This window comes from Duganella aquatilis, assembly GCF_009674565.1.
GTDB lineage: Bacteria > Pseudomonadota > Gammaproteobacteria > Burkholderiales > Burkholderiaceae_D > Rugamonas > Rugamonas aquatilis.
Window position 1 is genome coordinate 247,422 of sequence record NZ_WKJL01000004.1, and the last position, 19,494, is coordinate 266,915.

Consider the following 19,494-nt stretch of genomic DNA (forward strand, 5'->3'; position numbering starts at 1 on the left):
TCCGATATATTTAACTATCGCTAACATAGGGATCAGCGATAGCTTTTCAAGGAGCAGCTACAACCATTTGTTAAGCGCCTGGTCGTCGCTGACGCGGGCATCCACCCAGCGTGCGCCCTCCGGCGTCTGCTCCTTCTTCCAGAACGGCGCTTCGGTCTTCAGGTAATCGATGATGAACTCGCTGGCGGCAAAGGCCTCGCCCCGGTGCGCGGACGTCACCGCCACCAGCACGATCTGCTCCTTCGGCTTGAGCGGGCCGACGCGATGTATCACCAGCGCGCTGAAAATCGGCCAGCGCTGTTTGGCCTTGTCAATAATGTCACTGATCGCCTGTTCGGTCATGCCCGGATAGTGCTCCAGCTCCATCTCCGACACAGTAGCGCCTTCGTTCAGATCGCGCACCGTGCCGACGAAGGTGACCACGCCCCCTACTTTGGGATAATCCGCGCGCAGCCGGGCAACTTCCGTGGACAGGTCGAAATCCTCGGTCTGGATGCGGACTTCGCTCAAGCTCATGCGCGCTCCGCGGCGCCGATGCGGCGCAACAGTTGCTCGATGCGACTGGCCGTACGGGCGTCGGCCAGGGCCGGCATCGCGCACAGTTGCAGGTAGGCAGCGGTGGCCGACTGCGGCTTCTGGCCGGATTTCAGCGACGATTGCAGCACTTCCACCTGCATCTTCAACCGCTCGCGGGCGAACTCGGCGCCGCTGTCGACGCCGGCCACGATTTCCAGGCGCAGCACTTCGTCCAGCAGCCTGGCGCGGTTGCGCTCCAGCTCCTGGGCGTAGGCGGCGCGCCGGCCGTCGACGGCCGACACGGCGGCGTTGAAACGGCCTTGCAGCGCGCGCTCGTAATCGTTGCCCAGCGACGGCAGCGCCGTCCATTTGGCTTGCCAATCCGCAACATCGATGGCATCCGGGCCGGCAATGGCCGCTTCCAGCCCTTGCGCCAGGCGCAGTTTGTCGCGCAGCGCGTTGGCCTGGGCGGCGCCGGCGCGGCGCTTGATCGCGTCCGCCTGCGCCTGCACCTTGCCGACCGCGTTGTGATAACGCTGGTTGATGCGGGCTTCGGCGGCGCGCGGCACGGTGCCGGCGGCGTTCCAGGCCGTCGCCGCATCCTTCAGCGCCTTGGCAATAGCGGCCAGCTGGGCCTTGTCCTCGCCGCTGAAGGTCGCGTCTTCCAGTTCCTTGCAGATCGCCTCGCGCGCATGCAGATGCGCCTTGCGTTCGTGGTCGGCGGCGTGGGCGGTTTCCTTGCGCTTGGCGAAAATGGCGTCGCATGCGCTACGGAAACGCTGCCACAGCGCCTGCTCCACCTTGCGTTCCAGCGGCAGCGCCTTGGCCTGCTCCTGCCAGCGCTCCTGCAGGCGACGCAGCTTGTCCAGCGTGTGACGGTCGGACGGCTCCAGCGCTTCGGCTTCGGTGATCAATTCCTCGCGCTTGGCGGCCTCCACCTTGCGCTGCTCGGACAGCGGCGCCAGCATGTGCGCCAGCACCTTGTCGAAGGTGTGGTCGAGCTTGCGCTTTTCCTTGCGGTCGATGGTGCCCAGGCGGGTCCACATCTGGCGCAGGCGCTGGCCGGCGGCGGCCACGTTTTTCAGGTCGGCGCCCTCGGCAGCGGCCGATTCGCCCAGCGCGCGGGTTTCGGAAATCAGCGCCTCGGCCTTGGCGGCGTTGGCGTGGCGTTCGTCGGCCAGCTGCTTGAAGTGGGCGGCGGCCGGGGCGTAGGCGCTGGTGCAGGCGGCGTCGAAGCGCTCCCACAGGCTTTTCGGCGCGTGGCCGGAAACGGCGTCCAGCTGCTTCCAGCGGTCGCGCATGCTGCCGACTTTCTTGGCCAGTTCGCTCATCGCCAGCTTCTGGGCCGGCAGTTCTTCCACGGCCTTGACCAGTTCCTCGCGCGAGATGTTGCCGCCCCAGCGGGCCCAGTCGCCCAGTCGCTTCAGTTCGGCGCGGACGTGGTTCAGGTGTTCGGTTTGCGCCGGGCTGAGGCGGGTTTTGTGCTCGCGCAGCCATTTGTCGTGCTCGGCGGCGGCGTGCAGCTGGCCTTGCTCAAGCGCGGCTTCCAGGGCGTCCATGGTTTCCAGGAATTTCTTGTCGGTTTCCTTGGGCGCCGGCTTGGCTTGCTTTGGCGGCTTGGCGGACGCGGTGTCGGCGGCGACCTCCTGCGGCGCCTCGGGCGAACCGGCGGACGTAGGCGCGGCGGACGGCGCCGGCTTGGCTGGCGCGGGCACGGCGGCCGGGGCAGCCGGCTTCGGCGGGGCGGTCAGCGCGGCGCGGGCCTGTTCCAGCGCCTGGGCGTAATCGCTCAACAGGTGGCGCGGCAAGGCGCTGTGTTCCGGCGCCTGCTGGTATTCAGTTTGATCGGCGGCGTGGCGTTCCAGCGCCTGCAGCGCTTCGTCGGTCGGCAGGCCGCTGTCCGGCAGCTTGCGCACGGCGGCCAGCGCGTCGATGATGCGGCGTTGCAGGTTGACCTGCGCTTCCAGCCGCGCGGCCAGGGCGGCGCGGGCGCCGGCGAAGGCCTCGGTCAGCGTTGGCACTTCGGCAACGACCAGCCACTGGCGGTCCAGCTCGGCCACCTGGTTCGGCGTCAGTTTCTCGTCTTGCAACAGGCGCTGCGCGTGCTCCAGGCAGGCCTGGGCTTTTTGCTGCTCGGCCTGGCGGTAGCGGATGGCGTCCAGCCGCCCCTGCATCAGCTTGGCGACGCGGCGGTCGGTGTTGCGCACCGCGTGCAGCACCTGCTCCAGCGCCGGCTGCGACTGCACGTGCTCGGCCGCGCTGAGGCGCACGCCGGCAAATTCACTCTCCAGGATTAATGCGACCGCGGCCGCTTCATTGCCATTCAGCGCGGCGGCGCGCTGCGTCTGTTCGTCACGGCGGCTGGCGGCAGCGGCGGTCGCCGCGTCCTGCTCCGGCGTCGCCGCGGATGCTGTGGGAACGGCCGAGGCTTCGGTCGCACGCTTAAAGAGGAAATCAAACATGGTGCGCTATGGTGATGGCTAAAACCACCATCATAGCAGTGCAGGGGAAATTTGCCCTGCTAGTGCGCTACGGGGGCGGTTATTTCATGAGTGCATCATCACGCGGCGTGGACCGCGCGGGCCTTGGCGCCGCCGCCGCCGGGGCGTCGTCGAGGCTAACAATCGGCAATACCTGCAGGCCGGGGATGGAAATCTGGCCGTCATCCACTTCCCCGCCCGGCAGCGCCCGGCGCCGCGCCGCCACTTGGGCGGCTTCGGCCGGCGGCAGGCCGGAACGCTTCATTTCATCCAGATGCTTGTCGTGCATCATCAACTGGTTGGCGATCGAGAACCAGGTTTCGCCGGCAATGGCGTTGCGCGCCAGCGCGAACAATTCCTGCTCCTCCTTTTCCAGCCGCTTCAGCAGCGTCGCGCAAAAGGCGTCGATGCTGTCGCACACTTCGCTGACCTGCTCGTCGCGGACGTCGGCCAGCGAGCCCAGCTTGTCTTGCAGCACGCGGATCGACACCAGCGCGGACTGGTTCAGGCGGTTGAGTTCTTCCAGCAGCTGATCGGCGCGCTCGGTGGCGTCGCGCAGCGCCGGAATCAGATACATCTCGGTCTTGCGCCAATGGCAGGCTTGATACAGGGTATTGAGGTTTTCGCAAGCGTATTCCAGCTGCGACAGTGTCATGCTGTTCTGTTGCATGAGCGTGGTGCGCACATACTTTTGAAACGATAGCAGACTGAGACGAACGCTCGATTGCTCGACCGATAGTGCTACCAAGGTGTATGTGGCGGTTAACATTCTGACTCCCAGGGCGATGTAGCGGAAGTAAAAGTGTAAAGTTTCCCGACAACCGCGCTTTGAGCTAGCACAAACCCGCCCTGCGCTTTTTTATGACGCTAATGCCCCCAATATATCTCAACCGTGCGGCGAATGCTATCGCAAAGGCAGTTGCAGCCGCACCATTCCTGCTTCCGGATGCGGCAATACCACGCCGCCGAAATGACGGATCAGCTTTTGCACGCCGCCGTTCTCCGACAAGGCGTCGCCGACGATTTCGCGCGTGCCCCGGGCGCGGAAATAATCGACCAGTTTCTGGAACAGGATGTAGCCGAGTCCTTTCCCTTTCAAATCGGAACGCACGATGATGGCGAACTCGGCCGACTGGTTGTCCGGGTCCAGCACGGCGCGCACCACGCCCAGCGTTTCCGGCTGGCCGCTGGCGTTCGGCCGGGTGGCGATGAAGGCCATGGCGCGGTCGTAGTCGATTTGCGTCAGCCGCGCCAGCTGCGCCGGCGGCAGTTCGCGCATGGCGGAGAAGAAGCGCAGGCGCACATCGTCGGTCGCCAGCGCGCTGAAGAACTGCTGGTGCTGGGCGCCGTCCTCCGGCTTGATCGGCCGCAGCAGGATTTGCCCGCCGTTCCAGTCCACCCGCTCTTCCAGTTCCTGCGGATAGGGCCGGATCGCCAGTTCCGCGCGCCGCCCGCGCGCCTTGGCCAGGTGCATGCGCGCGCCCAGCGCCACGGCGCTGCCGCCGATCGCCAGCAGCGGATTCAGATCGAGCTCGGTCAGCTCCGGCAGGTCGGCCACCATGTCGGCCACCTGCACCAGGGTGCGGATCAGCGCCTCGGCGTCGGCCGGCGTCTGGCCCTGCGCCAGCAGGCGCGAGACGCGGGTGCGGCTGACCATGTCGCGCGCCAGCGCCATATTCAAGGGCGGCAGGCCGGCGGCGCGGTCGGCCGCCACGTCGGCCGCGATGCCGCCCTGGCCGAAGAACACCACCGGCCCGAACACCGGGTCGTGGCTGATCTGGATGCGCGCCGCCGCCAGCGTGGCGCCGGTCAGCGCCGCCTGCTGCGGCATGGCCAGCGCGATGCCGTAGGCCGCCATCAGCGAACGCGCGTCGGCATCCGACAGCTCACTGCGGCCCGCGTGCAGCGCCGCCTGCACCAGCGCGCGCGCCGCCGAGCGCTCGCCGGCGCCGGTGGTCGGCACCCCGACCGGCACTTCCATCAGCAGTTCCTGGTTGCGGCGGTACTGGGCGATTTGCAGGAAGCCGTTGACAGCTTTTTCCGGCGTGTCGTAGGTCGGCAGGCCGGCTTCCGCGAACACCTGGCGCGCCTTGGCCACCGAGCCGCCGCCCAGCCAGCAGGACAGCACGTTCTTGCCGGCCGCCTGCATCAGCGGCGCCACCGCGTGGGCGATCAGATCGCTGGCCACCATGGCGGTGGGCGCGTGCAGGAACAGCAGCGCGTCGGCCTGCGGCTCCTGCAACAGCGCCTGCACCGCGCCGGTGTAACGCTCGACCTGCGCGTCGGCCAGGAAGTCGACCGGATTGGTTGGCGGCGCGCCGGCCTGCGCCAGCCGCTTCAAGGTTTCGGGCGACAGCGCCGCCAGTTGGGCGCCGCTGCAGGCCAGCGCGTCGGCGGCGATCAGGCCCAGGCCGCCGCCGTTGGTCAGCACCGCCAACCGCTCGCCGCGCTGCGGTCGTTGGCGCGCCAGCGTTTCGACGGCGTCGAACAAATCTTCAGTGGAGTACACGCGCAGCATGCCGGCGCGGCGGATGGCGGCGTCGAACACCAGGTCGGCGCCGGGCGCCGGATCGCGCCCCACCTTCAGCACGATGACCGGCTTGCCGCGCGCCGCCAGCCGGCCGGCCGACATGAACTTGCGCGCGCTGCTCACGCGCTCGATGCACAGCAGGATCGCCTCCGTCTCGCCGTCGGCCGCCAGGTAGTCCAGCATGTCGCCGAAGTCCACGTCGACGCCGTCGCCCATCGCCACGAAGCGCGAGAAGCCGATGCCGCGCTGGCCGGCCCAGTCCAGCACCGCTGTCGCCAGCGCGCCGGACTGCGACACGAAACCCAGCTTGCCCTTCCCCGCCGCCATCTGCGTGAAGCTGGGATTCAGGCCCAGCGCCGGCGATTGCAGCCCGGCGCTGCCGGAGCCGAGGATGCGCAGCAGGTAGGGCCGCGCCGCCTCCAGCATCGGCTGGTGCAGATAGCGGCCGCCGGTGTGGCCGGGATCGGCCGTCATGACGATGGCGGCCTTGCAGCCGGCCGCGCCCAATTCACCGATCAGGCCCGGCACGGTGGCCGGCGGCGTGCAGATCACGGCCAGGTCCGGCGCCGCCGGCAGCGCGCCGACGCGGGCGTAGCTTTGCAGGCCATGCAGCTTCTGGTGCTTGGGATTGACCGGCCACACCTTGCCGCCGTTGTGCGTGAAATCGCCCTCCAGCAGGTTGGCCAGCACCCGCGTGCCGATGCGCTGCGGATTGTCCGACGCGCCGATCACGGCCACGGAACGCGGTTGGAACAGACGATCGAGATTGCGGATGCTCATGTCAGGCTACCAGCGGGATGAATGGTCTTCGGTCACGCCCATCAGCTGCGTGACCATGCGTTTCGGCTGGTCCGGCGCCGCGCGCACCCAGCCGCTGAAGGTGCCGACCGGCTGCAAATAGCGGCTGGCCGCCACCATCATCTTCTTGTCGTCGCGGCGCGCGCCGTCCGGCGTGAAGATCAGGTCCAGCATATCGTCTTCGGTGAAGATGTGCCACGGCGACAGCGCGTCCTTTTTATCGTACAGGAAGTGGGCCGGCGCCAGCGCGATCAGGTCGCCGTCCAGCCACAGCGCGTTTTCGTGGCCGCCGAAATAGCCGGCCTGCAGGTTGAAGCCCAGCTCCATATTGTGCGCCGAGGCCCAGCGCCAGGCGGTGTTCCGCGCCAGCAGGCCGTTGGAATAATCGAAGCTGGCGACGCCGCCATCGAGCTTGAATTCGTCGCGCCAGGTGCGCACCTCGCCGCGCAGCGGCATGGCCGACGATTTCTGCGTCGCGTGCACCGAGCCTTTGTCGATCGGCCCGGTGGCCAGCAGCAGCGGCGACGGCGACGGGCCGAAGGCGGCGTCGATTTCCAGGTAGTCGCAGCGCAGCGTCAGCGCATAGCTGCCGTCGCCGTTGGTCTCGATGGCGATATGGCTGCCGCCGCGCTGGAAGCGGCTCGACTCGCCCGCATGGTTGGCCAGCCGCGCCGACACCAGCGGCAGGCCGTCCTGCGAGAAGTTGGCCAGCATGTCGCCGTCCTTGCGGTCGAAGGCGTAGGCGAAGGCGGTGCTGATCCAGCCCAGATCGACGATGGCGACCGCGCAGAACACTTCCTCGGTGCACAGCGCCACGTAATGCCAGCGCTTGTGGTGGAAGCGCCGCCACAGCGGGCTGCGCGAAAACGGCCGCGCCAGCTGGCTCCAGTCGATATTGCCGACCTGGCCGGCGTAGCGTCCAAACAGCGGCTGGCCGTCGGCGGCCAGCAGGCTGGCGGGGGCGGCGGGCAAGGTCATGCGGCTTCCTTTGTCGGTTCGGCCGCGTCCAGCGCGGCCTGCAGCTGCGCGCCGAAAGCGGCGGGCGTGGCTTGGGTGATCTGGATCCGCGGGCAGGCGTGCCAGTTGGCCAGCCGTTGCAGCGCGGCGGCGATGTCGCGCGTGAAGCGGTCGCTGATGCGCGCGCCCGGCTCCAGTATCAGCGACTTCAGTTCGAACACGCCGTCGCGCCGGTGGGCCTTGGCGTCGACCCGGCCGGCCAGCACGCCGCGACGCAGGATGGGCAACGTGAAGTAGCCGTATTTGCGCTTGTCGGCCGGCGTATAGCATTCCAGCCGGTAGTCGAAATTGAAAAGTTCCAGCGCGCGGCGGCGGTCCCACACCACCGGGTCGAACGGCGACAGGATGGTGGTCAGCGTCGGCGCCAGCGTGCCGGCGGCGGCGCTGTCCAGCAGTTCGGCGTGGTCGGGATGGACGTAGACCGGATCGTCCCAGTCCTCGACCCAGGCGCGCAGCAAGGCGCCCTGCGCCACCAGCGTTTCCGGATCGAGGCGCGGCGGCTTGGTGCGGAAGTAGTCGCTGATCCACGGCGCGCGCGCGCAGCCCATGGCTTTCACGGCCTTGAGCACCAGCTCGCGGCGCACCTCGTCCATGGGCGGCAGTTGGCTGTCGTCCCAATCCGGCAGCACGCGTTCGGCCAGGTCGTAGATGCGCTGGAAGTTGTGGCGCGCGGCGATCATCAGCGCGCCGGTGGTGAACAGCACTTCCAGCGAGCGCTTTTCCGGCTTCCAGCTCCACCAGCCGCCGCCTTGGCCGTCGGTGCGCTCGAAGTCGGAGGAACGGGTCGGGCCGTTGGCGCGGATATGTTCCAGCACCGCTTCCACCTCGGCGCGGCGCTCCCGCATCCAGGTGGCCGAGTACTTCCAGCCCATGGCCTCCGGGTCCAGCATGCGGTGCCGATACAGGCCGTAGTCCTCGACCGGCACGAAGCAGGCCTCGTGCGCCCAGTATTCAAACAGTTCGCCGGCGGCCAGCGCCTGCTCCAGCCAGGGCTGCGGATAGTCGCCCAGGCGGCTCCACAGCACCAGGTAGGGGCTGCGCGCCACCACATGAATGGTATCGATCTGCAGCACGCCCATTTGCCGGATCGCCGCCAGCAGGTCGGCCTGGCGCGCCTTGCGGCGGCGCGGCTGCAACAGCCCTTGCGCCGCCAGATGCAGCGCCCGCGCGGCGGACAAGCTCAATATCGGTTCAGTCATGACCGCTATTCTAATAAAGAAATCAACATTGCCTGTGAACGGAATATGTTTTTTTTCACAGCTTTCACGCCAAAAGCGATATTTCCGTGCAGAATAACCGCAAACACTTCGGCCCACCGAAAGGACTGCTGCCAGATGCTGGATTTTTTCCGTCGTTTGTACCGCGCGATACTGCTGCCCGCCTTCGGTGCGGCGCTGCTGATCTTTACCTGGGCTTCCGTCACCTACCAGGTGCGGCAGGAACAGCAGACCGCCCGCTACGAGGCCGTGCTGCACAGCCAGTCGCTGGCGCACACCCTGGCCGAACACACCAACCACCTGCTGCGCCAGCTCGATCACGCCACCCAGCTGTTCAAGCTCAAATACGAGGAAACCGACGGCGCGCTGCGGCTGCCCGAATTCACCCGCAAGAACGGCCTGCTCGATTCGCTGCTGCCGACCAAGCTCGATCTGCCGATGGCCATCCTGGACCAGAACGGCCGCGTCGTCGACAGCATGAACGGCTACTTCACGCCGGACCAGAAGCACGAGACGGTGTTCAAGAACCACGCCAGCAATCCGGCCGACGTCTCGCTGGTGGCCACGCCGGTGATCGACAGCCGCACCAAGAAATGGCAGATCCAGATCTCGCGCCGGCTGAACCACGCCAACGGCAGCTTCGCCGGCGTCATCATGGTGATGATCGATCCGGCCTATTTCGTCGAGGACTACGACCGCCTGAACGTCGACACCGGCGGTGCGGTGATGCTGATCAGCCGCGAGAACGGCATGTCGGCCGCCCGCATCGACGACCAGATCATCATCAGCGACAGCATCGACTTCCGCGTGGCCCAGGTCAGCGTGCCGCAGCCGTCGGAGGAATTCCTGCTCAAGCGCCCGTTCGACGCCATCGACCGCGTCTACGGCTATGCCGAAATGCCGCGCTATCTGCTGACGGCGGTGGTCGGCAATCCGACCGCCACGGCCATGACGCGCTTCTACAGCCGCCGCAATATGTATTACGGCGCCGCCACCGTCGCCTCGGCGCTGGTGCTGCTGTTCGTCTATCTGCTGGTGCAGCAGGCGCACCGCCTGCGCCGCAGCGCCAGCATGGTGATCGAGGCGCAACTGATGCTGCGCGCCGCCGCCGACGCCAGCCTCGATGCGGTGTTTCTGTTCAAGGCCTGCCGCATGCGCGGCGCGCGGCGCGAGATCCTCGACTTCACCATCGCCGACCTGAATGAGCGCGGCGCCCAGCTGATGGGCTACCGCAGCGCCGACATCAAGGACAAGCGCCTGGTCGAGGTCATGCCGGCGCTGCACTCCAAGGGCTTCGTCGAAAAATACCGCCACGTGCTGGAAAGCCGCCAGCCGCTGGAAGAGGAATACGCGGTCGATTTCCTGCCCAACGCAGCCGTCCACTGGCTGCACCACCAGATCGTGCCGATCACCGACGGCGTCGCGGTCAACGTGCGCGACATCACCTCGCGCAAGGAAACCGAACTGGCGGCGCGCAAGAACCAGGCCGAACTCGCCGCCGTCAACGACGCCTCGCCCCTCGGCCTGCTGCGCGCCGACGCCACCGGCCACTGCACCTACGTCAACCGCACCTTCGAAACCATCACCGGCCTGACGCGCGACGAGGCGCTGGGCGACGCCTGGATGCGCGCGGTCCACCCGGCCGACCGCGCGGTGCTCAAGTCGGCGCTCAACCACATGGCCCGCACCCGCGCGCCGTTCCAGGACACGCTGCGCTGCGTCCACCCGGACGGCAAGATCATCTGGGTGTCGTTCAAGATCGCCGCCATGGTCGTCGACGGCAATGTCTACGGCTACGTCGGCACGGTGGACGACATCACCCACATCCGCAAATCCGTGATGGCGCTGCGCGAGAGCGAATCGCGCCTGCGCACCATCGCCGACACGCTGCCGGCCATGGTGGCCTATATCGACGCCGAGCAGGTCTACCGCTTCCACAACGTCGCCTACGAGCGCGAATTCAACCGCACCGGCCCCACGGTGCTGGGCCGCAGCGTTCGCGACACCATGGGCGCGGAGCGCTACGCCTTCCTCGAACCCTATGTGCTGCGCGCACTGCAGGGCGAAACCCTGACCTTCGAGGAAGACGATACCAGCGACACCATCGAGCGCACCTACGAAGTGGTCTACATTCCGCAGATGGACGAAGACGGCGTCGGCGTGATCGGCTTCCACGTCATGCGCCAGGACGTCACGGTGCAGAAGCGCGAGAAGCAGCGCCTGCTGCGGCTGTCGCAGGTCGACGCCCTGACCGGCCTGACCAACCGCGCCGGCTTCCTGCAAAAGCTGCACGACTCCATGGCCAACAGCCGCGAAAACGGCAACCTGATGGCGGTGATGTACATGGATATCGACCGCTTCAAGCCGGTCAACGACACCTTCGGCCACGCCGTCGGCGACGCCCTGCTGAAGGCCTTCTCGGCGCGGCTGACGCACACCATGCGCGCCAGCGACACCATCGCCCGGCTGGGCGGCGACGAGTTCACCATCATCATGGAGCGCATTCACCGCATCGACGACGCGGCCGCGCTGGCGGCCAAGATCGTCGCCGCCATGCAGGCCGATTTCGACCTCGATGGCACGGTGGTGTCGATCTCGACCAGCATCGGCCTGACCTACTACCGCGACGAAGACGTCAGCCCCGCCGAGCTGCTGAACCGCGCCGACATCCTGCTGTACGAGGCCAAACAGGCGGGCCGCAACACCTTCCGCGCCGGCCAGGTGATCCCGCCACCGGCAAGCAACGCGGCATAAATCAAACCGGGTGCGGCCGGCTTGCGCTATATTGAGCGCTTTCCGGCTGTTTGATCACATTTTTTCATGCGTCTGCTGCACACCTCCGACTGGCATCTCGGCCAATCCCTGCATAATTTCGAGCGTCATTATGAACACCAGCGCTTCCTCGACTGGCTTCTGGACGCCATCGTCGCCGAACAGGCCGACGCGCTGCTGATCGCCGGTGATGTCTACGATAACGCCAATCCGTCGTCCGCGACGCAGAAGCAGCTGTACCGCTTCCTGCGGCAGGCCAAGGAGCGCGCGCCGCATCTGAACCTGATCATCATCGCCGGCAACCACGATTCGCCGGGCCGGCTCGATGCACCAGGTCCGCTGCTGGAAGCGCACGGCACCCGCGTGATCGGCGCCGTGCAGCGCAATGCGGAGGGCGAGATCGACATCGAATCGCTGGTGCTGCCGCTGACCGGCCGCAGCGGCGCGGTCGAGGCGTGGTGCCTGGTGGTGCCCTTCCTGCGTCCCGGCGACGTGCCGCGCGGCGAGCTTCAGGAAGGCGCCGATCCCTACCTGGCCGGCATCGCCCTGCTCTACCGCCAGGCGTTCGAACTGGCGCAGAGCAAGCGCCAGGACGGCCAGGCAATCATCGCCATGGGCCACTGCCACATGGTGGACGGCCAGATGTCCAACGATTCCGAGCGCCGCATCGTCATCGGCGGCACCGAGATGCTGCCGGCCGGGATATTCGATCCTGCCATCGCCTACGCCGCGCTGGGGCATTTGCATCTGGCGCAGAACGTCGGCAAGCAGGAACATATCCGCTACGCCGGCAGTCCGCTGCCGCTGTCCTTCGCCGAGGTGAATTACGCGCATCAGATCCTGCGCATCGACCTGGAAGGCGCTGTGGTGCGCGAAATCGCGCCGGTGCCTGTGCCGCGCGCGGTGGAGCTGCTGCGCGTGCCGTCCAAGCCGGCGCCGCTGACACAGGTGCTGGAAGAACTGGCCGAGCTGGCGCCGCCGGACACGCCGCCCGAGCAGCAACCGTATCTGGAAGTACGCGTATTGCTGGAGCAGCCGGAACCCGGCCTGCGCGCGCGCATCGAAGCGGCGCTGGACGGCAAGCCTGTGCGGCTGGCGAAAATCGAAACTTCGACCGCCGCCCGCGCCTCGTCCATCGACAAGGAAGTGATGACGCTGGACCAGCTGGAAAAGCTGAGGCCCGACGACATCTTCCGGCAGCTATATGCGCAGCGCTTCGGCAACGAAGCGCCGGCCGATCAACTGAGCGCCTTCGCGGAGTTGATGCTGCCATGAGAATCCTGAAAATCAGCGGCAAGAACCTGGCCTCGCTGGCCGACGAATTCAGCGTCAATTTCGAGGCCGAGCCATTGGCCTCCACCGGCCTGTTCGCCATCAGCGGCCCGACCGGCGCCGGCAAGAGCACCTTGCTGGACGCGCTGTGCCTGGCCTTGTACGACGCCACCCCGCGTCTGCTGCGCGTGGTCGGCCGCAACTACCTGGCCGACGTCGGCAACGAAACCGTGTCCACGCAAGACCCGCGCAACCTGCTGCGCCGCGGCACGGCGGAAGGCTATGCGGAAGTGGACTTCGTCGGCAGCGACGGCGCCTCCTACCGCGCGCGCTGGAACGTGCGCCGCGCCCGCACCAAGGCCGAAGGCGCCCTGCAGCCGACCACCATGTCGCTGCATCTGCTGCCGGCCCTGCAGGCCATCGGCGGCACCAAGACCGAGGTCAAGGCGGAAATCGAGAAACGCATCGGCCTGTCGTTCGAACAGTTCACGCGCGCCGTGCTGCTGGCGCAGAACGAGTTTTCGGCCTTCCTGAAAGCCGAGGACAACGAACGCGGCGAACTGCTGGAAACGCTGACCGGCAGCACCGTCTACTCTGAAATCTCGATCCGCGCCTTTGAACGCAACAAGCTGGAACAGGCGGCGCTGCAAAAACTGAATCTGCGCCTGGCCGACCAGAAGCCGCTGAGCACCGACGAGCGCGCGGAACTCACATCCAAGAGCAACGACGCCGGCATTGCCCTGCAAGCGCTGGACCAGCAGAAGACGGAACTGGAACAGGAATTGCGCTGGCATCAGCAAGCCGAGAAACTGGCGCAGGAAGAACAGGCGGCGCAGCAGGCCAGCGTCACCGCGCTGGCGGCGGTGCAAGCCGCCGCGCCACGCCACACCGCCCTGGCGCGCATCGACGCGGTACAGCAGGCACGCCCGCTGGCGGAAGACATCCGCCGCATCGACGCCGACATCGCCGCCACGCAGGAAGCCATTGTCGCCAGCGCGCAGCATGCGCAGCAGGCCGCGCTGGCGCTGGAACAGGCCTACGCCGCGCAGCAACAGGTAGCCACCGGCCAGCAGGAAGCCGAAGCCGCGCAGCGCGCGGCCGCGCCACAGCTGGACCAGGCCAAGGCGCTGGACGCCCGCATCGAAGCGATGCTGCCGGCCTGGCGCCAGGCCGCAGCCGCCTGCGAAAAAGCCGAGCATGCCGACGCCGCCGCCAAAGCCGCGCTGCAATCGCGCCAGAGCGAGCACGCGCGCCTGGCCGCGCAGCAGCAGGCCGGTGTCACGTGGCTGGAGCAGCACAAGCATTGGAAAGCGCTGGCGCAGCAATGGGAGCGCTGGGACGTGTTGTTCGTTCAGGCCGGCCAGCAGGCGGCGATTGCCGAACGCCTGCACGCCGGTCTGTCGCGCGTGCAGCGCAACGCACAGATGCACCGCGACGAGGAAGCCGACGCCAGCACCAAGCTGGCCGGCGCCGTCGAAGCGCTGCAAGCGTTGGACCTCCAGCGCCAACAGGCCGCGCAAAACCTGGCTGCCTATTCGGTCGAGCAGTTGCAGGCCTCGCGCACCAGCTGGGAGCAGCACCGCGACCTGCTGGCCGGTGCGGAGAAAATCTGGCTGGACCTGGAATCGCGCCAGACGCGCCACGCCCAGATCGAAGCCCAATCGGTCCAGCTGCGCCAGGCCATGACTGCCGCCGAAGCGCAGCTGACCGCCGCACAGCAGGAAGGCATCGCCATTCTGGCAACCTTCGCGCAGGCCGAACGCTCGCTCAAGCTGGCGGAAGCCGCCACCGCCGCCAGCGTCGAATCGCTGCGCCAGACGCTGGAAGACGACACGCCCTGCCCGGTCTGTGGCGCCAAGGATCACCCATACCGCCACAACGACGACAGCCTGCAAACCATGCTGCGCGAACTGCAAGGCGATGTGGCCCGCAGCCGCCAGCAGATGGAAGCCAACGTCAATCAACAGGCAGCGCAACGCGCCACCGCGCAAGCCAGCGCCGACCAGTTGAATGTGCTGGCCGCCGAGCAGCGTTCGGTGCAGCAGGCAATGGAGCGCGTAGCCGTCGCCTGGTCCGCACACGCCATCGTCAACGTCAAGGCGCTGCCGGCGGAGACCGGGCGCACTGCATGGTTCACCGCGCAGATGGGCGAAGCCTACAAAGGCCTGCAAGCCGTCGAGCAGCAGGAGCGCGAAGTGCACGCGGCGCGCATCGCCCGCGACCAGGCGCAAGCCGCCTACGAGCGCGCCGCCGCCGAGCACACGCGCCTGCAAACCGTGGCTGCCGGCGCCAAGACCGCGCTGGCGCAATCGAATACCGAATACAAGGCGCTGGAAGACCAGCGCATCGAAGTGGCGCTGGCACTGAGCGCCCTGCTGTCCGATCTGGATGCGGCCTTCAGCGGCGGCGACATTCCGAGCGAAGAATGGAAGGAAGACTGGAAGTCCGGCCCGGCGCGGTTCTACGAAGCGCGTCAGGCCGAAAGCAAGCAATGGCTGGCGCAGCGCGCAGCTTACGATGAACGCGCCGCCTCACTCGCCGCCTTCGAAGCCGAACTGAAAACGCTGAACGAAACGCTGGCCCGCACCGGCCACGACGCCCTCGCCGCCCGCGACGCCTTCACCGCAGCCGATACCGGATTGAAGGCCAACCAGGAACAGCGCATGACCATGTGGGGAGGCAGGGAAATCCGCGACGTAGAAGCCGCGCTGCAAGCCGCGATCGACGCCGCCAAGGCCCGCTACGCCGCCAGCCAGACCGCCGCGCAGCAGGCCGCGCAAGCCAAAACACGCTGCGACGAAGCGCTCGCGCAGGCCAACAACCGCCTAGCAACGCTGCAGGCATCCGCCACGGCCGCCGCCGCGCGCCTGGCCGACTGGCTGGCCGCATTCCAGCAGCGCCAGCCCGACGCCGGCCTGCAAGACCTGGCGCAATTGCGTGAACTGCTGGCCCTCAGCCTCGACGACATCGACGCCGAACGCGCCGCCCTGCAAGCGCTGGCGCGCGCCGCCGACCAGGCTAACACCGTGCTGCAGGAACGCCAGCGCCAGCGCGAACAGCATCAGCTCTCCGCGCCGTCATCACGCGTCCACGCCGCGCCTCCGCCTGCCGACACCGGCAACGCCGACGACGCCGCGCCCGCGACCGCCGACCTGTGGTCCGACGACGCACAGCAGGACATCGCAGCGACCGACGAGGCGCCAGCGACGGCGGACTCGCCCATCGATGCCGTCACCGCGGCACTCAACGCCCTGCTGGCCGAACGCAAAACCGCCAACGACCACGCCACCGCCCTGCAACTGGCGCTGGCGCAGGACGACGACAAGCGCCACCGCTCGCAATCCATGCTGGCCGAAATCGAAGCGCAGGAAGCCATCACCCAGCGCTGGGCGCGCATGGATGACCTGATCGGCTCCGCCGACGGCAAACGCTTCCGCAACTACGCCCAGCAATTCACGCTGGACGTCCTGCTGGGCTACGCCAACGCGCACCTGAACCACCTGTCGCGCCGCTATCAACTGGAGCGTATCCAGAACAACGCCAATCCGTCCCTGGCTCTCTTGGTACGCGACCAGGACATGGGCGGCGAAATGCGCTCGGTGCACTCGCTGTCCGGCGGCGAATCGTTCCTCGTGTCGCTGGCGCTGGCGCTGGGACTGGCGTCGCTGTCCTCGAATCGCGTGCGCGTCGAATCGCTGTTCATCGACGAAGGCTTCGGCAGCCTGGATGCGGACACTCTGCGCGTGGCCATGGACGCGCTGGACGGCCTGCAGGCGATGGGCCGCAAGGTCGGCGTCATCTCCCACGTGCAGGAAATGACCGAGCGGATCTCGGCCAAGATCCTGGTCCAGCCATCCGCCGGCGGCCGCAGCGCCATCACCGTTCAATAGGAACGCCATGCGCGCCTTGAGCCTCAGCCTTTGCCTGCTGTTTCCCTTGTCGGCCAGCGCTGCCTCCTGCGCCCTGCCCACCGTGCAAACCGACGGCTGGGAACTGAGCACGCCCGAAGCCAGCGGCTTCAATCCCACCACGCTTTGCATGACGCTGACCGCCATCGCGCAAGGCAAGGACAACATCCACAGCATCGTCATCGAACGCCACGGCAAACTGGTGGCGGAGATGTACCGCAGCGGCAAGGACAAATCGATCGCGCGCGGACTGGGCGTGTGGCCGCCGTTCGCGCCGACCGTCGACTTCGGCCCGGACACGCTGCACGACGCCCGCTCCATCGGCAAGAGCATCATCGATCTGCTAATCGGCATCGAGAAACAGCAGGGCAAAATCGCCGGCCTCACCACGCCGGTGCTGGACTACTACCCGGAACACAAAGACCTGCGCTCGCCGGCGCTGGACGCCATCAACCTCGAACACCTGCTGACCATGAGCGGCGGCTGGAAGTGGGACGAAGGCACGCAGCCCAACAACGAGATGCGCCTGTTCTGGAAATCCGATCCGGTGCGCTACGTGCTGGAACGCCCGATCGAAGCGGCGCCCGGCGCGGTGTGGAACTACAACGGCGGCGGCACGCTGATCCTGGCCGATATCGTCAGCCGCGTCGCCGGCAAACCGTGGCTGGACGTGGCCGATACCGAGTTGTTCGCGCCACTCGGCATCACGCAATGGCAATGGGTGACCGATCTGCGCGGCCGTCCCGCCTCGTTCGCCGGCCTGCGCCTGCGGCCGCGCGACATGGCCAAGCTGGGACGGCTGATGCTGAACCACGGCCGCTGGAACGGCCGCCAGATGGTGGCGGAAGACTGGATCGACGCCTCGCTGACGCCGCGCCTGAGCGTCGGCTTCAAAAGCCCCGGCGACCAGCCGGACGAAATCCACTACGGCTACCAGTGGTGGGCCGGCACGGCGGCATGGAAGGACCATCGCGTCGCCTGGAACGCCGCCTTCGGCAATGGCGGCCAGCGCATCTTCATCGTGCCGGAACTGGACATGACGCTGGTGATCACCGCCGGCGACTACGGTTCCGACGAAATGGGCGCCAGGGTCAATCGCCTGCTGCACACCGTGGTGGCCACTGTGGCCCGTTAGCGACGATCCCGCGCTGTTTTTTTGCTATCATTCAGGGACACGCACGGCAGCGGCCTTTCATCCCATGAATATCGGCGCCATCACCTCCAGTTACGCCATCAGCCCGGCGACGCGCCCTGCGCCGCCGGCAGCCACGGCGTCGACCCAGCTCTCGCCCGAAGCGCTGGCGGTGCTCGACAAGCTCAAATCGCGCGACCTCGAAGTGCGCCAGCACGAGGCGGCCCACATGGCGGCGGCGGGCGGACTGGCCACCTCCGGCGCCTCCTTCACCTATGAGCGCGGCCCGAACGGCGTCAATTACGCCATCGGCGGCGAGGTCAATATCGACACCTCGCCCGGCGCCACGCCGGAAGAAACCATCGAACGCGCCCGCACCATCCAGGCTGCGGCGCTGGCGCCTGCCGCGCCGTCGGACGCCGACCGCGCGGTGGCGGCCCAGGCGCAGCAGATGGAAAGCCAGGCCCGCGCCGAATTGGCAAAACAGAAAACCGACAACGCCTATGGCGCCACGCCGGCCGCGGCGTCCTCGGTGAATGTTTATGCGTGAGTGATAAAATCCCGCCTTCGCCTTTTCAAGTCATCGAGCAATCATGTTAAAAGCACCACGCACCCTCACTTTCAAATGCGTCAAATGCGCCAAAGCCGTGCAAGCCCGCCTGCAAAAGGTCTCGGCCTGCTCGCACATCCAGCCTTACCTGGGCATTTGCGCCTGCGGCGAAGTGAAACACCACGCCATCGGCCAGAAAGACGCCGTGGCTTCCTACCTGGCCGCGCCGGAAGGCTGGACCCACCACCACTAAATTGCGCGCCGCACCCTCAAGTATTCATCTAGGATACCGTTAAAGAGTTGTAGAAGTTATATCGAACACGGAATTCACCATGTCTATCATCTCCAACCTGGGTGCGCGCTTGCCGGCGTCGCTCTATACCGGCAACCAGAAAACCGACAGCCAGACCTCGGCTCTGCAAAAGACGCAAGCCGCATCGCCTGCCACCCAGTCCGCCAAGTCGCTGGACCTGGAAAGCCGCGTCGCCTCGATGGGCAACGCCACGGTGGATTTCGCCCAGAGTTTCGTCAATAGCTTCACGCAAGCGCTGTTCGGCGACGCCGCCAAGGGCGCGACGATCGATTTCGACTCGGCCAGCCTGGAAGCCAGTTCCAGCCTGGCGGTGGGCTACCAGCACACCCAGGGCGCCAACGGCACCAGCGACGCGGCGGGCTTCAGCCTGACCGACAGCTCGCACTTCATCGGCAAAGGCACCATCACCACCGCCGACGGCCGCAAGTTCGATTTTGAAGTGGAAGTCCAGTACAACGCCGAACTGAGTGCCGCCGCCAGCCAAAGCAGCGACGCCGCCAGCCAGCCGGCGCAGGACCAGTCCAGCAGCGACAAGCCGTCCGCCTCGCTGCCGACCTTGCAGGTGCCGAACATCGATTTCCCCGGCACGCTGGCGGACCTGTTCCAGCTGATCGGCCGCGACCTGCAAACCGCGCTGGGCTCCAGCGGCAACAGCAACAGCAAGACCGACGACGGCATCGACCACAACACGCTGCGCGGCCTGTCGCTGCGCCTGCTCAACCTGGTCGACAGCAAGGACGTCAACACCTACAGCGCGCCCACCGCCGCCGACAAGGCCAAGACCGCAACCAGCGCCACCGACACCCCGGCCACGATCGAAGCGCCGGCCACCACGCCAGCCGCCAGCGACGCCGCAGCCGCTGCGGCAAGCGACACGGCGCCCGCCCAAACCGCATCGACGTAAGCGCGGGCCGGCGACCGGTATAATAGCGACACTTTCCGCTGCGCCGCCTGGCGCAGCGCGTCCTATTTCCTGTCGATTGCCCCCA

The 19,494-nt window shown here is 67.1% G+C and carries 13 protein-coding genes; 7 read left to right on the forward strand and 6 right to left on the reverse strand.

Going from position 1 to position 19,494, the window contains the following annotated elements; all coding sequences use genetic code 11:
* Positions 1 to 57: 57 nt before the first annotated feature.
* From moaE to GJ698_RS08960, 6 genes are all read right to left on the reverse strand, one after another.
* On the reverse strand, positions 58 to 516 hold the full coding sequence (gene moaE, locus GJ698_RS08935; RefSeq protein WP_154357264.1) for a molybdopterin synthase catalytic subunit MoaE: 459 nt from the start codon (positions 514 to 516) through the stop codon (positions 58 to 60).
* Positions 513 to 2,978 (reverse strand): DUF349 domain-containing protein, encoded by a 2,466-nt coding sequence (locus GJ698_RS08940; RefSeq protein WP_154357265.1) that lies wholly within the window; start codon positions 2,976 to 2,978, stop codon positions 513 to 515. The genes moaE and GJ698_RS08940 overlap by 4 nt, the downstream gene beginning before the upstream one ends.
* 79 nt (positions 2,979 to 3,057) lie before the next feature.
* Entirely contained in the window at positions 3,058 to 3,651 is a 594-nt protein-coding gene (locus GJ698_RS08945; protein WP_229259895.1) for a hemerythrin domain-containing protein, read from the reverse strand.
* 249 nt (positions 3,652 to 3,900) lie between these two features.
* Positions 3,901 to 6,306, reverse strand: a complete 2,406-nt coding sequence (locus tag GJ698_RS08950) for a bifunctional acetate--CoA ligase family protein/GNAT family N-acetyltransferase (protein ID WP_154357266.1) — start codon at positions 6,304 to 6,306, stop codon at positions 3,901 to 3,903.
* 6 nt (positions 6,307 to 6,312) lie between these two features.
* Positions 6,313 to 7,302 (reverse strand): DUF2804 domain-containing protein, encoded by a 990-nt coding sequence (locus GJ698_RS08955; protein ID WP_154357267.1) that lies wholly within the window; start codon positions 7,300 to 7,302, stop codon positions 6,313 to 6,315.
* On the reverse strand, positions 7,299 to 8,540 hold the full coding sequence (locus GJ698_RS08960) for a winged helix-turn-helix domain-containing protein (RefSeq protein WP_154357268.1): 1,242 nt from the start codon (positions 8,538 to 8,540) through the stop codon (positions 7,299 to 7,301). The genes GJ698_RS08955 and GJ698_RS08960 overlap by 4 nt, the downstream gene beginning before the upstream one ends.
* Positions 8,541 to 8,675: 135 nt before the next feature.
* On the opposite strand from GJ698_RS08960, the gene GJ698_RS08965 reads away from it, so the two are divergent.
* The 7 genes from GJ698_RS08965 to GJ698_RS08995 all read left to right on the forward strand — a co-directional run bounded on the left by GJ698_RS08965 (position 8,676) and on the right by GJ698_RS08995 (position 19,409).
* On the forward strand, positions 8,676 to 11,312 hold the full coding sequence (locus tag GJ698_RS08965) for a sensor domain-containing diguanylate cyclase (protein ID WP_154357269.1): 2,637 nt from the start codon (positions 8,676 to 8,678) through the stop codon (positions 11,310 to 11,312).
* Positions 11,313 to 11,378: 66 nt separating this feature from the next.
* The gene (locus GJ698_RS08970; protein ID WP_154357270.1) at positions 11,379 to 12,605 is read left to right on the forward strand and encodes an exonuclease SbcCD subunit D C-terminal domain-containing protein; all 1,227 of its coding nucleotides are present in this window, start codon (positions 11,379 to 11,381) and stop codon (positions 12,603 to 12,605) included.
* On the forward strand, positions 12,602 to 16,492 hold the full coding sequence (locus GJ698_RS08975; RefSeq protein WP_154357271.1) for an AAA family ATPase: 3,891 nt from the start codon (positions 12,602 to 12,604) through the stop codon (positions 16,490 to 16,492). Before GJ698_RS08970 ends, GJ698_RS08975 begins: the two co-directional genes overlap by 4 nt.
* A gap of 7 nt (positions 16,493 to 16,499) precedes the next feature.
* Positions 16,500 to 17,645, forward strand: a complete 1,146-nt coding sequence (locus GJ698_RS08980; protein ID WP_154357272.1) for a serine hydrolase domain-containing protein — start codon at positions 16,500 to 16,502, stop codon at positions 17,643 to 17,645.
* Between the two features lie 64 nt (positions 17,646 to 17,709).
* Positions 17,710 to 18,192, forward strand: a complete 483-nt coding sequence (locus GJ698_RS08985; protein WP_154357273.1) for a putative metalloprotease CJM1_0395 family protein — start codon at positions 17,710 to 17,712, stop codon at positions 18,190 to 18,192.
* A gap of 43 nt (positions 18,193 to 18,235) precedes the next feature.
* Positions 18,236 to 18,445: a hypothetical protein gene (locus tag GJ698_RS08990; protein WP_154357274.1), complete on the forward strand. Its 210-nt coding sequence runs from the start codon at positions 18,236 to 18,238 to the stop codon at positions 18,443 to 18,445.
* Between the two features lie 79 nt (positions 18,446 to 18,524).
* Positions 18,525 to 19,409, forward strand: coding sequence for a hypothetical protein (locus GJ698_RS08995; protein ID WP_166454837.1), 885 nt, complete (start codon positions 18,525 to 18,527; stop codon positions 19,407 to 19,409).
* Positions 19,410 to 19,494 lie beyond the last annotated feature (85 nt).